Source organism: Nocardia sp. NPDC051900, assembly GCF_044452545.1.
GTDB classification, from domain to species: domain Bacteria; phylum Actinomycetota; class Actinomycetes; order Mycobacteriales; family Mycobacteriaceae; genus Nocardia; species Nocardia sichangensis.
Map to the genome: position 1 here is coordinate 360,319 of NZ_JBITBU010000007.1, position 16,614 is coordinate 376,932.

A 16,614-nucleotide genomic window follows, 5' to 3' on the forward strand; every position below is an offset into this window, starting at 1 on the left:
CTACTCCGCGATCACGATCGTGATCTCCTCGCCCGCCGCGTCGGTCGATTCACCCGGCGATGCGAACCAGTGGGTGACCTCGCCCTCGGTGAGGTCGGTCGCGAGGTCGCCGGTCGGGAGCACGGACAGGGCTCCGGCGGTGGCGGAGACCAAGAACTCCAGGACGGCGGGGCGGCCGGAGAGCGCGGTGGTGTACGTGGTCGACTCGTAGTCGATCTCGTGCTCATCGCGCACGCGTTCGGCCTCGTCCAGTGCCTCGGACTGGGTGATCGCGACGACTCCGTTCGCCGTGGTGACGACGAACGCCGGGTGTTCCTCGCCGAGCGGGCGGACCCGGTCGGCGTAGGACACCGGATGCGCGGCCGCCGCGGCGATGTCGTCGCGCACCTGCGCGTCGTCGAGTGCAAGCCAGCGAATGTCGCTGTCGGCCACCGCCTGCGAGCCGATGCCGAACCCGGCGCCCGCAGCGGTCAGTTCCTCGGCGGTGAGATCGCCCGCGAACAGGCATGCCGCACCGGCCTTCTGCACCGCCCAGGCCGCGACCACCTTGTCCACCGAACGCGGCAGCGTCACCGCGACCACGTCGCCGGGTCCGGCGCCGCGGTCGATGAGCACCCGGGCCAGCTGCGAGGAACGCCGATCCAGCGTGTGGAAGGCGACCTCGTCCTCGCCTGCCAGCAGCGCGGGCGCGTCCGGGTCCTCTTCGACGACCTCGGCGAGCACCTTGGACACCGTGCGAGCGCCGACCCGGCCCACCGGCTCCGGCGTGGAAGCCGCGGCCGTGACGCCGGATTCGACCAGCAGCCGGGCCCGTTCGCCCTCGTCGAGGATGTCGATGTCCCCGACCAGCGCGTCCGGATCGCCCAGCAGCGCGTCGAGCACCCGCACCAGCCGTTCGGCGAGGATCTCGACCTCTTCGGCGGTGAACCGGCTGCCCAGGTACTTCAGGGTCAGCTCGATCGTGGCCTCCGACATCACCAGCAGGGTCATCGGGTAGTGCGTGGCGTCGTTGACGCCGACACCGGTCACCGACATGCCGTCGATCGAGCTGGCGGCCGAGATCGCTTCCTTGTCCATCGGATACGACTCGAACACCAGCAGCGTGTCGAACAGGGCTCCGGTGCCCGCCACCCGCTGGATGTCGGTGAGCCCCACATAGTGGTGCTCGAGCAGACCCGCCTGGTCGCCCTGCAAGCGCCCGAGCAGCTCGCCGATGCTCTGGCGGTCATCGATGCGCAGCCGCACCGGCAGCGTGTTGATGAACAGACCCACCATCGACTCGACACCGGGCAGCTCGGCCGGACGGCCGGACACCGTCGCGCCGAACACCACGTCGCCGCGGCCGGTGAGACGTCCGAGCAGGATGCCCCACGCGGCCTGCACCAGCGTGTTCACCGTGACGCCGAGTTCGGCGGCGTGCTTGGTGATCCGGCGGGTGCGGTCGGCGTCGAGTTCGGTGACGACCTTGCCGATCTCGTAGTTCTCGGCGCCGCGCGGCTGCGGCGCGAGCTGGGTGGGTTCGTTGACCCCTTCCAGCGCCGTCGCCCAAGCGCGCAGCGAGGCGTCCCGATCGCGCCCGGCCAGCCAGCCGAGGAAGTTGCGGTAGGAGGCCACCCGCGGCAGGGCGGTCTGGTCGCCGCGCACCGCGTACAACACCAGCAGATCCCGCATGAGCAGCGGCATCGACCAACCGTCCAGCAGGATGTGGTGGGTGGTGATGGCCAGGTGCCATTGCGCGGCGTCGCTGCGGAACAGCGTGAACCGCATCAGCGGCGGCGTGGCCATGTCGAAGTGCGTCGCCTGATCGGCCGCGACCTGCCTGCGCAGTTCCGCGGTCCGCTCGTCGGCGGGCAGCCCGGTGAGATCCACCTCGCGCCACGGCGCCTCGACCCGATCCAACACCACCTGCACGGCCTGGCCGTCGGCGTCGGTGACGAACGCGGTGCGCAGGTTCGGGTACCGGTCGACGATGCCCTGAGCCGCCGCACGCAGCCGCGCCACGTCCAGCGTGCCGCCCAGGTCCACCACGGCCTGCATGGTGTAGACGTCCACGGTGGACTGGGTCATCATCGCGTGGAACAGCAGACCCGACTGCAGCGGCGACAGCGGCCACACCTCGGCCAGCGCCGGGTAGCTGCGCTCCCACTGCTCGAGGTCGGGCTGCCGCACCCGCACCAGCGGCATGTCCGACGGCGTGAAGCCGCCCGCGTCCGGCCGCCGCGCGTGGGTCGCCAGCGCGGTGAGCGCCTCGACCCACAGGTCGGCGAACTCCTGGACCCGCTCCCTGCTCAGCAGACCGGTCGGGAAGGCGAACGACGCGCCCAGGCGCGGCCCCTCGTCGGAGTCGGTGACGATGGCGTTGATGTCGATCGTCGCGTTGGCGGGCATGTCGAGGTCCATGTCGACATCCAGCTGACCCAGGTCGGCCACCGGCACCCAGCCGATCTCGGCGAGCTGCTCGGGGATCTCCCCGGCCGACATCCGGCCCAGGTAGTTGAAGCTGATCTGCCCGGACGAACCCAAGGTGGGCGCGGTCTCCGGATTCAGCTGCCGCAGCAGGCCGTAGCCGAGGCCCTTGTCGGGCACCGCGAGCAGCTGCTCCTTGATCGACTTCACGATCTCGCCGAGCGCGGCGCCACCGGCGAACGCGTCGGTGAGATCCGCACCGGCCACGTCCAGCCGGACGGGGTAGGCCGAAGTGAACCAGCCGACCGTGCGCGACAGATCCGCGCCCGGCACGACGTCCTCTTCACGACCGTGGCCTTCCAGCTTCACCAGCGCCGCGTCCGAACCGTCGCCGCGCCAACGGGCGATCGTCATGGCCAGCGCCGAGAGCAGACCGTCGTTCACGCCGCCCCGGTACAGGCCCGGGATCGCGGTCAGCACCGCGTCGGTGACCTCGGCGGGCACGGTGACCTCGACCCGCTCGACGGTGGCGAACGTGTCCACCGCCGGATCGAACGCACGCTCGCCGAGCAACGGATCCGGTGTGGCCGAAACCTGCTGCCAGAACGGCAGTTCCGCGACCCGATCCGGCGCGCTCGCCGCCTGGACCAGGCTGTGCGCCCAGCGCCGCATGGAGGTGCCGTTGGCAGGCAGCGCCACCGGCTGACCGGCGACCAGCTGCGACCAGGCCACCGCCAGATCCGGGATCAGGATGCGCCAGGACACGCCGTCGACCACGAAGTGGTGCGCGACGATCAACAGCACGTCCCGCCGCTCGCCTTCGAAGGCGAACCAGACGAACTGCGCCATGGCGGCCTCGGCCGGATCCAACCTGCCCAACGCACCGTCGAGCGCTTCGGTGGCCACGCGCGCCAGCTCCGCCTCGTCGGCGTCGGCGGCCAGGTCCACGCGGTGCACCAGCGCGTCGACGTCCACCGCGCCGTGCGGCAGGGCCTCGAACGTCCAGTCCCCGCCCGTGCGGCGCAGCCGCGACCGCAGCACGTCGTGGTGGTCGAAGACCGCGGCGATGGTGGCGACCAGTGTCTCCCGGTCGATGCCTTCGGGCAGCCGCAGCGCCATGGTCTGCGAGAACCGCTGATACGACGAGCCGCTCGCGAGGATCTGCCGCATGATCGGGGTCAGCGGGATCTCGCCGACACCGCCGCCGGGCAGTTCCTCCAGCCGCACCTGCTCCGTGCCCGCGCCCAGCGCGGCGATCTCGGCCAGCGAGGCCACGCTGCGCCGCTCGAACACGTCACGCGGAGTGAACAGCACGCCACGCGCCTTGGCCCGCGAGACCAGCTGGATCGACAGGATGGAGTCGCCGCCGAGCGCGAAGAACGAGTCGTCCAAACCGATCTGGTCGACGCCGAGCACCTCGGCGAACACCTCGGCGATGACGGCCTCGACCTCGCTGGCAGGCGCGCGGAACTCGCGCGGCGCCAGCTCGGGCTCGGGCAGCGCCTTGCGATCCAGCTTGCCGACCGGGGTCAGCGGGATCTCGTCGATCACCACGATCGCCGTCGGCACCATGTGCGGCGGCAGCGTGCGCGAGGCGTACTCGGTCAGCCTCGCCGTATCGATCTCCCGGCCCGGCGCGGCCAGCACGTAGGACACCAGGATCGTCGCGCCCGCCTCGGTCTTGCGGCCGATGGTGATCGCGTACTCGACGTCCTCGTGGCTCGCCAGCACGGTGTCGATCTCGCCCAGTTCGATGCGGAAGCCGCGGATCTTCACCTGGAAGTCCGAGCGGCCCACGTAATCGAGGTGCCACGGCACCGACGCCAGCGCGGCGTTGCCGGCCCGCTCGCCGGGTTCGGCGAACCAGCGCACCACGTCACCGGTGCGGTACATCCGCGCGCCCTCGTCGCTCCACGGGTTGGCGACGAACCGTTCCGCGGTGAGGTCGGGGCGGTTGTGGTAGCCGCGCGCCAGCGCGCCACCGGCCAGGTACAGCTCGCCCGCGACGCCCGGCGGCACCGGGTTGAGGCGGTTGTCCAGCACCAGCGCGGACATGCCGCGCACCGGACGGCCGATGGTGATGTGCCTGCCCGGGGTGAGCTGGGCGTAGGACGAGATGATCGTCGTCTCGGTCGGGCCGTAGGCGTTGAAGTACTTGCGGCCCGGCCACCACTTGGCCAGCAGCTCCGGCGTGGTGACGTCACCGCCGACGGAGGCCACCTCGAGCGCCTCCATGCCTTCCGGATCGACTGTGCCCAGCACCGCGGGGGTGATGATCGTGTGGCTCACCCGCTCGGTGCGCAGCAGCTCCGCCAGGTCCGGGCCGCCGATGATGGTCGATGGCACGACCACCAGCGTCGCGCCGGTGTAGGCGGCGCACAGCCACTCCAGCACCGACGGGTCGAAGCTCGGCGAGCAGATGTGCAGGAACCGATGGTGCGATTCCAGCTGGTAGAGATCCGCCGCGACGCCGACCAGGCCGCCCATGCCCGCATGGGTCACGGTGACGCCCTTGGGCATACCGGTCGAGCCGGAGGTGTAGATGACGTACGCCGGATGACGCATCGCCAGCACGGCGTTCCGATCGGTGTCGGTCACCTGCTCGGCGGACTGGCTCTCGATCAGCTCGCCCAGCGCCGGGTCGTCGATCCGCAGCCACTCCACGTCGCGCGGCAGCCGGTCGACGTACTCGCTCGCGGTGATGCCGATGACCGCGCCGGAGTCGTTGACCATGTGCCGCATGCGATCTTCGGGGTAGGTCGGGTCGACCGGCACGTGCGCGCCGCCCGCCTTCGCCACCGCCCAGAACGCCGCGACCATCTCGTAGGAGCGCGGGAACGACAGCGCCACGATGCGCTCCGGTCCCACACCGCGCGCGATGAGCACCCGCGCCAGGCGCGAGGAGTACTCGTCCAGTTCACGGTAGGTGATCGAGCGGCCCTGGTAGCGCACCGCGATCTGGTCCGGGTCCAGCCGCGCGCCGTGCTGCAGCAGGTCCGGCAGCAGGCCGGTGGCCATGACGTCCTCGCCCGCCACGTGCGTGAGCAGGTGGTACTCGGCCACGTCCAGCAGCGGCAGGTCGCCGATCGGGGTTTCCCGGTCGGTGGCGATCGCGGTGAGCAGCCTGGTGAACCGCTCGGCGAACACCCGCACCGTCTCGTCGTCGAACAGGTCGCGCGCGAAGGAGAACTCCGCGTACATGCCCGCGTCGTCGGGGTTCTCCCCTGCCTCGCGGATGGTCAGCGACAGGTCGAACTTGGCGGTGTCGACGTCGAAATCGACCGCGCCCACGTGCAGTCCGGGCAACTCGAAGCTGCTCTCGGGCAAGTTCTCGAACGACAGCGCCACCTGGAACAGCGGGTGCCGCGCGGTGGAGCGCTCCGGGTTGAGCAGTTCCACCAGCCGCTCGAACGGCAGGTCCGCGTGCGCGAACGCCTGCAGGTCGGCGTCCTTGGTGCGGGCCAGGAATTGGTCGAAGGTGAGGTCGCCGTCCACGTGCGAACGCAGCACCAGGGTATTGACGAACATGCCGATCACGTCGTCGAGTTCGGCCTCGCCGCGGCCCGCGATGGGCGTGCCGACGGCGATGTCGTCGGTGCCGGACATACGCGCCAGGAACAGCGCCAGCGCGGCGTGCACCACCATGAACAGCGTCGCGTTCTGCTCCCTGGCGATCTCGGTGAGCCTGCCGTGCAACTCGCCGGAGATCGGGAACACCACGCGCCCACCGGCGAACGACTGCGTCGTCGGACGCGGCCGGTCGGCGGGCAGGTTCAGCTCGTCGGGCAGCCCGGCCAGCGCGGCACGCCAGTATTCGGCCTGCTGGGAGATCAGGCTCTGCGCGTCGTCCTCGGAGCCGAGCACGTCACGCTGCCAGAGGCTGAAGTCGGCGTACTGCACAGGCAGCGGCGCCCAACCCGGTTCCACACCGGCCGAACGGGCCGCGTAGGCCAGCATCACGTCGCGGGTCAGCGGGCCCATCGACCAGCCGTCGGCGCTGATGTGATGCGCGACGAACACGAGCACGTACGCTGTGCCGGCTCCCGCCCCGCCGCTCGCATCTGTGACGCGGAACAGCTTGGCCCGCAACGGAACCTCGGTGGTCACGTCGAACCCGGCGGAGATCACCTCGATGATCCGGTGCCGGATGTCCTCGGGCGCGACCGCTTCCGGCCGCAAGTCCGGCAGTGCCCGCTCGACGGGCACGATGACCTGGTGCGCCGCGCCGTCCTGTTCGGGGTAGACGGTGCGCAGCGTCTCGTGCCTGGCGATGACGTCCCCGACCGCCGCTTGCAGCGCTTCGACATCCAGCTCGCCGGTGAGCCGCACGGCCACCGGGATGTTGTTCACCGCCGAGGCGGTGTCGAACTGGTTGAGGAACCACATGCGCTGCTGCGCCAGCGACAACGGGATGTGCTCCGGGCGCGGACCGGCCACCAGTTCGCGGCGGCCACCGGCCCCCGCGTGCTGCTCGACCTTCGCCGCCAGTCCGGCCACAGTGGAGGCTTCGAACAGCACACGCACCGGCACACGGGCATCCAAGGCCGCGCCGATCCGCGCCGCGACCTGCGTCGCCAACAGCGAATTACCACCCAAAGCGAAGAAGTCGTCATCCGCGCCGACACGCTCGACCCCGAGCACCTCGGCGAACACCGACGCCACGATCTCCTCGATCGGAGTCGACGGCGCACGGAAGGCTTGAATCTCGAACTCCGGCTCCGGCAACGCCTTACGGTCGAGCTTGCCGTTGACGTTCAACGGCAACGCATCCAGGACCACGAACGCCGACGGCACCATGTACGACGGCAACCCAGCAGTGAGTTCGGACTTCACCTGCCCCACATCGACACCGGCCTCGGCATCGGCAGGCACCAGGTAGGCCACCAAACGGTCACCGGTCTTCGGATCCGACTTCGCGATCACCGCCGTCTGCGCGATCTGCGGCAGCGCGAGCAGGGCGGCTTCGATCTCACCGAGCTCGATACGGAAACCACGGATCTTCACCTGGAAGTCCGTACGACCCCGGTATTCCAGTTCGCCGGTGCTGTTCCACGCGACCAAGTCGCCGGTGCGATACATCCGCGCACCCGGCTCGAACGGATTCGCCACGAACCGATCCGCGGTCAGATCCGCACGACCGAAGTAGCCACGCGCCAACTGCGCACCGGCGAGGTACAACTCACCGGAGACGCCGTCGGGCACCGGCCGCAGCCGGGAGTCGAGGACGTAGACCTGGCTGTTCCATTCCGGCGCACCGATCGACACGGAGGTCTCGTCGGCGAGAGTGACCCGGTGGCTGGTGATGGACACCGCCGCCTCGGTCGGACCGTAGAGGTTGAACAGCTCGGTGCGCGGGTGTTCCCGCAGGAACCGCTGCGCTACCGAGCCCGGCAGGGCTTCACCGATGGCCAGCACCCGCCACAGCGAGTTCGGCATACCGGCGGTCAACAACGCGTCCAGCATCGACGGGACGACATGCAGCGTGGTGACCCACTCGCGGGCCATCAACTCGTTGAGGTACGCCGGGTCTCGGTGGCCGTCCGGGGAAGCGATCACCAGGCGACCACCGCAGACAGCGGCCGACCAGAACTCCCACACCGACAAGTCGAACGTCGCCGCCGTCTTCAGCAGAATCGCATCCGCAGCGTCCAAACCGAATTCGACGTTCTTCCACTGCAACTGGTTCGCGATAGCGCCGTGCGGCACCGCCACACCCTTCGGGCGACCCGTGGAACCAGACGTGAAGATCACATACGCCGTGTTCTCCGGACGCAGGGGTGCGACCCGATCCGCATCCGTGACCGGCGTGGCATCCACACCCGACAAGTCGAGCTCATCGATCCGCACCACCGGCGCGACATCGGTACCGAACTCCGCCTCGGCGTTGCTCAACACACACACCGGTGCCGCCGTCTCGAGGATGTAGCTCGTGCGCTCGGCAGCCTGATCCGGATCCACTGGCACATACGCGCCACCGGACTTCGCCACCGCATACATCGCCACGATCAAATCAACGGAGCGACGCAACGCGAGCGCCACCCGCGACTCCGGACCGACACCCAACGAAATCAAATGCCGCGCAAGACGATTCACCCGAACATCGAGTGCGCCATAGGTGATCGACTCGCCGTCCTCGGTGACGAGCGCGACTTCCTTCGGCCCGGCCGCGACCGTGGCGTCCAGCAGCGACACCAGCGTGGCGGAGGTGTCCACCGGCTGGTCGGTCGCGTTGCGCGCGGTGAGCAGCTGGGCCCGTTCGGCGGCGTCGAGCAGTTCGAGGTCGCCGACCGGGGTGCGCGGCGCGGCGATGATCTCGCCGAGCAGGCGCGCGAACCGGTCCACGAAGCCCTGCACCGTCGCGCGGTCGAACATGTCGGTCGCGTAGGTGAAGAAGCCGGTGATGCCCTCGGGCGCGCCGGCGTCGTCGTAGCGGTCGGTCGCGATCAGGTGCAGGTCGAACTGGGACAGCTCGGTGTCGATGTCCAGGCCGGACACGCTCAGGCCGGGCAACTCCAGCGCGGACTGCGCCAGGTTCTGGAACGACAGACCCACCTGGAACAGCGGGTGCCGCGCGGTCGAACGCACCGGGTTGAGCACCTCCACCAGGCGCTCGAACGGCACGTCGGCGTTGGCGAACGCCTGGATGTCGGTCTCGCGCTGGCGGGCCAGCAGATCGGTGAACGCCTCGCCCGCCTCGACCCGGGTGCGGAACACCAGGGTGTTGACGAACATGCCGATCAGATCGTCCAGAACGGCTTCGCCACGGCCCGCCATCGGCGTGCCGATCGCGATGTCGTCGGTGCCCGACAACCGGGCCAGCAGCACCGCCAGCGCGGTGTGCACGACCATGAACAGCGTCGCGCCCTCCGCACGCGCCAGCTCGATCAGCGCCTGATGGGTTTGCGCGTCCACCCGCAGCTCGACCTTGCCGCCCGCGAAGGACTGCACCGCGGGGCGCGGCCGGTCCGAGGGCAGGTCCAGCTGATCGGGCAGCTCGGCCAGCGCCTGGCGCCAGTAGGCGACCTGCTTGGCGGCCAGCGACTCCGAATCCGCCTCGTCGCCGAGCAGTTCGCGCTGCCAGATGCTGTAGTCCGCGTACTGGACTTCCAGCGGCGCCCAGTTCGGCGCCTCGCCCGCCGACCGCGCGGCGTAGGCGATCATCAGGTCCCTGGTCAGCGGGCCGACCGAGGAGCCGTCACCGGAGATGTGGTGCACGACCATGGCCAGCACGTAGTCCACCGACCCGTCCGCCGTAGTCTGCGCGCCCTCCCCGGCGATCTGGAACAGCGCGACCTTCACCGGCACTTCGGTCGTGACGTCGAAGATCGTCGAGGTCAGCGCCACCACGGCGGACTCGATCTGCGACGGTGCGACCACCCGCACCTCCAGGCGCGGCACGGCTTGGGCGGGCGGCAGGATGACCTGCACCGGTCCCGCCTCGGTCTGCGGGTAGACCGTCCGCAGGATCTCGTGGCGGCTCACCAGGTCGGCGATCGCGGCACGCAGCGCGGCCACGTCCAGCGCGCCGGACAACCGCACCGCGATCGGCACGTTGTAGGCCGCCGACTGGGTGTCGAACCGGTTGAGGAACCACATGCGCTGCTGCGCCAGGGACAGCGGGATGTGCTCCGGCCGCGGGCCCGCCGTCAGAGCACGGCGGCCACCCATGTCGGCGTGCTGCTCCACCCGCACCGCCAGCGCGGCGACGGTGGACGCCTCGAACAGCAGACGCACCGGCACCCGCGTGTTGAGCGCCTCACCCAGGCGGGCGGCGACCTGCGTGGCCAGCAGCGAGTTACCGCCCCAGGCGAAGAAGTCGTCGTCCAGGCCGAGACGCTTGGCCTCACCGCCTTCGCGATCGGACAGCCGCAGCACCTCGGCGAAGGTGTTCGCCACGATCTGCTCGATCGGCGTGACCGGCGCGCGGAACACCGCCTTCTCGAAGGTGGGCTCCGGCAGCGCCTTGCGGTCCAGCTTGCCGTTGGCGTTGAGCGGCAACGCCTCCAGCCCGATCAGCATCGACGGCACCATGTACGACGGCAGCTCGGCCGACAGCGCGGACTGCAGGGCCCGCTTGTCCAGCGCGCCCGTGCGGGTCACCACGTAGGCGACCAGCCGATCGCCGATGCTCGGATCGGTGTGCGCGACGACGGCCGCGGCGCTCACCGCGTCCTGCCGCAGCAACGCGGCCTCGATCTCGCCGAGCTCGATGCGGAAGCCGCGGATCTTCACCTGGAAGTCGGTGCGGCCGCGGTAGTCCAGCTCGCCGGTGGCGCTCCAGGCCACCAGGTCGCCGGTGCGGTACATCCGGTCGCCCGCCGCGCCGAACGGGTCGGCGACGAACCGGTCCGCGGTCAGGTCCGCACGACCGAAGTACCCGCGCGCCAACTGCGCACCGGCCAAGTACAGCTCACCCGAGACACCGACCGGAACCGGCCGCAGTCGCGAGTCGAGCACGTAGACCCGGCTGTTCCACTCCGGCGCGCCGATCGACACCGCCGCCTCGTCGGCATCGGTGACCAGGTGGCTGGTGATCGACACCGCCGCCTCGGTCGGACCGTAGAGGTTGTGTAGTTCGGCGGCGTTGTTGCGGCGCAACCGCTGGGCGGTCGCGGCGGGCAGCGCCTCACCGATGGCCAGCACCCGCCGCAGCGAGTCCGACAGGCGGCCACCGGATTCGGTGAGCAGCGCGTCCAGCATGGACGGCACCACGTGCAGCGTGGTGACGCCGGTGGCGCGCATCAGCTCGTTCAGGTACGCCGGGTCGCGATGCCCGTCGGCGGACGAGATCACCAGGCGGCCGCCGGAAACCGCGGCCGACCAGAACTCCCACACCGAGAGGTCGAACGTCGCCGCCGTCTTCAGCAGCACCGCGTCGTCCGCGCCCAGCTCGAAGACGGATGTCTCCCACTGCAACTGGTTGGCGATCGCCGCGTGCGGGACCGCGACGCCCTTCGGCTGACCGGTGGAACCGGACGTGAAGATCACGTACGCGGTGTTCGCCGGGGTCAGCGCACCGGTGCGCTCGGCCGCGGTCACCGGAGCCGTCGGGTACTCGGCGAGGTCGAGCCCGTCGATCTGCACGACATCGGCCGCCGCGGTGTGGAACCCGTCGCGGCCGGTGGACAGCACGCACACCGGCGCGGCCGTGCCCAGGATGTAGTCGGTCCGCTCGGCGGGCTGATCCGGATCGATCGGCACGTACGCCGCACCGGCCTTCGCGACCGCGTACATGGCGATCACGAGGTCGCTGCTGCGGCGGATCGCCAGCGCGACCCGGTCCTCCGGGCCGACGCCGCGGCCGATCAGGTACCGGGCCAGTCGGTTGACCCGCGCGTCCAGCCCGGCGTAGGTCAGCTCGCGACGGCCGGTCGGCTCGTCGGCGACCAGCGCCACGGCCGCCGGGGTCGCGGCCACCGTGGCGTCCAGCAAGGACACCAGCGTCGCGGTCGTGTCGACCTCGTGGTCGGTGGCGTTCCACGCGGTGAGGATGCGCTCGCTCTCCTCGGCCGCGAGCAGGTCGATCTCGCCCACCCGCACCGTGGCGTCGGCCGCCACCGCGTCGAGCACCCGCAGGAACCGGTCGGCGAAGCCCTGCACCGTGTCCTCGTCGAACAGGTCGGTGGCGTAACCGAATTCGGTGATGATCTCGGCGGGCGTGCCGTCGTCGGCGTACCGGTCGTACAGCGTGACGTGCAGGTCGGTCTTGGCCAGCTGCGAGTCGAAGTTGACCGCGCTCACCGTCAGGCCGGGCAGCTCGAAGGTGGTCTCGGCCAGGTTCTGGAACGACAGGCCCACCTGGAACAGCGGGTTGCGCGCGGTCGAGCGCACCGGGTTGAGCACCTCGACCAGGCGCTCGAACGGCACGTCGGCGTTGGCGAACGCCTCCAGGTCGCGTTCCTTGACGTCGCCGAGCAGGTCGGCGAAGCGCTCGCCGGACGCCACCCGGGTGCGGAACACCAAGGTGTTGACGAACATGCCGATCAGGTCGTCGAGTTCGCGTTCACCGCGACCGGCGATCGGGGTGCCGACCGCGATGTCATCGGTGCCCGACAACCGCGACAGCAGCACCGCCAGCGCCGCGTGCACCACCATGAACAGCGACGCGTTGTGCGCGCGCGCCAGTTCGTGCAGGCGGGCGTGCCGCTGCGGGTCGATCTCGAAGCGGATCGCCTTGCCCTGGAACGACTGCGCGGGCGGGCGCGGCCGGTCGGCGGGCAGTTCCAGCTGATCGGGCAGGTCGGCCAGCGCCTGGCGCCAGTACGCCACCTGCTGCGCGGCCAGCGATTCCGGATCGTCCTCGGATCCGAGCACCGCGCGCTGCCACAGCGCGTAGTCGGCGTACTGCACCGGCAGCGGCTGCCACTGCGGCGCCTCGCCCTGCACGCGCGCCACGTAGGCGGCCATCACGTCACGCGCCAGCGGGCCCATCGAGGAGCCGTCGGCCGCGACGTGATGGACGGTGAACGCCAGCACATGGTCGTTGTCCGCGATGCGGAACAGCGCCACCGCCAACGGCACCTCCACGGTGACGTCGAAGGTGGTCAGCGCGAACCCGATGACGGCGCCGAGCAGGTCGTCCTCGGCCACGTCGATCGGGGTGAGCGCCGCCGCGGACCGGTCGGCCGGGCGGATCACCTGGTGCGGGCCCTCCGCCGAGCGCGGGTAGGTGGTGCGCAGCACCTCGTGGCGGGCGAACACGTCGCCGATGGCCTGCTCCAGGGCGGCCACCTCCAGCGTGCCGGACAGCCGGACGGCCAGCGGGATGTTGTCCACCGCCGAAGTGGCCGTGTCGAACTGGTTGAGGAACCAGTACCGCTGCTGCGCGGGCGAGAGCGGGATGCGCGCCGGGCGCTCCCCCGCCTCCAGGCGTGGCCGGTCGCGGCCGGACCCGGCGTTGCGCTCCACCCTGGCGGCCAGCGCCACCACGGTGGAGGCCTCGAACAGGTCGCGCACCGCGAGCCTGGTGTCCAGCGCGGCGCCGAGCCGCGCGGTCACCTGGGTGGCCAGCAGCGAGTTGCCGCCGAGTTCGAAGAAGTCGTCGTCCAGGCCGACCCGCGCGACACCGAGCACGTCACCGAAGGTGCCCGCCACGATCTCCTCGATCGGGGTGGACGGCGCGCGGAACACCTTGGCCTCGAACACCGGCGCGGGCAGCGCCTTACGGTCCAGCTTGCCGGAGGCGTTCAGCGGGAACGCCTCCAGCACGACGAACGCCGACGGCACCATGTAGGCGGGCAGCTCGCCGCCGAGCTCGGAACGCACGCCCTCGATGTCCACCGAGCGGCCAGCGGTCGCGATGACGTACGCCACCAACTGGTCGCCCAGCCGCTCGTCCGAGCGCACCACGACCACGGCCTGGGCGATCGAGTCCAGCGCGGTGAGCGCCGACTCGATCTCGCCCAGCTCGATGCGCAGACCGCGCAGTTTCACCTGGAAGTCGGTGCGGCCCAAGTACTCCAGTTCGCCCTTGTCGGTCCAGGAGACGAGGTCGCCGGTGCGGTACATCCGCTCGCCCGGCGCGCCGTACGGGTTGGCCACGAACCGGTCAGCGGTCAGATCGGGACGCGCGACGTAGCCGCGGGCCAATTGCGCGCCCGCGAGATACAGCTCACCCGCGACACCCACCGGCACCGGGTGCAGGCGCGAATCCAGCACGTACACCTGGGTGTTGAACACGGGAGCGCCGATCGGCACCGACACCGTGTCGGCCTCGGTCACCTCGTGATAGGTGACGTCGACCGCGGCCTCGGTCGGGCCGTACAGGTTGTGCAGCAGCGCGCCGGTGAGTTCCTGCATCCGCTGCGCGGTGGCGGCGGGCAGCGCCTCACCGGAGGCGAAGACGTTGCGCAGACTGGTGCATTCGTCGGCGCGTTCCTCGGCCACGAACACCGACAGCATCGACGGCACGAAGTGCGCCGTGGTGACCCGCTCGCCGGTGACGACCTGCACGAGGTAGGCCGGGTCGCGATGGCCGTCGGGCTTCGCGACGACCAGGCGCGCGCCGACCTGCAAGGGCCAGAAGAACTCCCACACCGACACGTCGAACGTGGCCGGGGTCTTCTGCAACACCACGTCGGTGTCGTCGAGGCCGTACTCGTCTTGCATCCACACCAGACGGTTGACGATCGCGGCGTGCGAGACCGCCACACCCTTCGGGCGGCCGGTCGAACCGGAGGTGAAGATCACGTACGCGGTGTTCGACGGGCGCAGCGGCGCACGGCGATCCGCATCGGTGACCGGCTCGTCGGAGTACCCGGCCAGCGACGCCACATCGATCTCGATCGCCGGGGTAGCGCCCGCGTCGAACTCGTCGCGCGAAGTGGTGAGCACGCACACCGGCTGCGCGGTGTCGAGCACGTAGCGGGTGCGGTCGGCCGGATGGTCCGGATCCAGCGGCACGTACGCGCCACCGGCGACGCTCACCGCGTACATGCCGACCACCAGCTCGATCGAGCGGCGCATGCCCAGGGCGACCATCGAGTCCGGGCCGACGCCCAGCGAGATGAGGTGGCGGGCCAGGCGGTTCACCTTAGCGGCGAACTCGGCGTAGGACAGACTCGTCCCCTCGAACGTCACGGCGGTCGCGTCCGGGGTCCGCGCCAGCTGCGCGGCGAACATCGACACCAGGGTGGCGTCCGGGTCGACCGGGTGCGCGGTGTCGTTCCACCGCTCGAGCACCTCGGTGCGCTCGACGCTGTCGAGCAACTCGACATCGCCGACGGCCACGGACGGATCGGCGGCGATCGCCGTCAGCATCCGCACCAGCCGCGACGCGACGCCCGCGATGGTGTCGGAGTCGAACATGTCGGTGGCGTAAGCGAATTCGGCGGTCATGCCGTCGGCCGAGCCCGAGGCGTCGAACCGGTCGGCGAGGTTGAGGTGCAGGTCGAACTTGGCGGTCACCACGTCCAGCGGCACCCCGGCCACTTCCAGGCCGGGCAGCTCGAAGGTGGCCTCACCGGTGTTCTGGAACGACAGCATCACCTGGAACAGCGGATGCCGCGCCTGCGAGCGCGCCGGGTTCAGGATCTCCACCAGCCGCTCGAACGGCAGGTCCGCGTGCGCGAACGCCGCGAGGTCGGTGTCCTTGGTGCGCGCAAGCAATTCGGTGAACGCGATCGCGGGATCGACCGCGCTGCGCAGCACCAGCGTGTTGACGAACATGCCGATGGCGTCGTCGAGCACCGCCTCGCCACGGCCCGCGACCGCGGTGCCGATGGCGATGTCGTCGCTGCCGGACAACCGGGCCAGCAAGGCGGCGAACGCCGCGTGCACCACCATGAACAGGCTGGCGCCGTTCGCGCGGGCCAGCGCGTTCAGCTCGCGCAGCAGCTGCGCGTCGAGCGCGAACTCGTACACGCCGCCGCGGTTGGACGCCACCGCCGGACGCGACCGGTCCGACGGCAGATCCAGCTGATCCGGCAGCCCGGCCAGGGAGTCGGACCAGAACGCGACCTGCTGGGCGATCAGCGAGGCGGGGTCGCCCTCCGACCCCAGCGTCTCGCGCTGCCACAGCGCGTAATCGGCGTACTGCACCGGCAGCGGAGCCCACGCGGGCGCCTCGCCGCGCGAACGCGCCGAGTAGGCCACCATCACGTCGCGTGCCAGCGGGCGCACCGACCAGCCGTCGCCGGAGATGTGGTGCACCACGAACACCAGCACGTGGGTGTCGGGCTGCGAGCCGTCCATCGAGCCCGCGATGCGGAACAGCGCGGCGCGCACCGGCACCTCGGCGGTGACGTCGAAGCCGGTCAGCACCAGTTCGCTGATCCGCTCGGAGATCTCGGCCTCGGACACCTCGATCGGGGTGAGGTCGACCGCGCTGTGCCCGGCGGGCAGCACGACCTGCACGCCCTGGCCATCGGCGGTCTCCGGGTACACCGTCCGCAACACCTCGTGCCGGTCGACCACGTCGGCCACGGCCTGGCGCAGCGCCTCGGTGTCCAGAGTTCCGGTGAGCCGGACCGCGAGCGGGATGTTGTTCACCGCGGTCTGGTTGTCGAACCGGTTCAGGAACCACATGCGCTGCTGGGCCAGCGACAGCGGGATCTTCGACGGGCGCGGGCCCGCGGCGAGTTCCCGGCGGCGGCCGGTGCCCTGGTGCGCCTCCACCCGCACGGCCAACGCCGCCACGGTCGGCGCCTCGAACAGCGTGCGGACCGGGATCCTGGTGTCCAGCGCGGCGCCGAGTCGGGCCACCACCTG

1 protein-coding gene (only partly in view) is annotated in these 16,614 nt (G+C 70.6%); it reads right to left on the reverse strand.

The window, feature by feature from the left end; all coding sequences use genetic code 11:
- On the reverse strand, positions 1-16,614 hold part of the coding region annotated (locus ACIA5H_RS14720; protein WP_397076464.1) for a non-ribosomal peptide synthase/polyketide synthase (this coding region is incomplete at its 5' end). The annotated region continues 14,919 nt past the right edge of the window; 16,614 of 31,533 annotated nt are visible.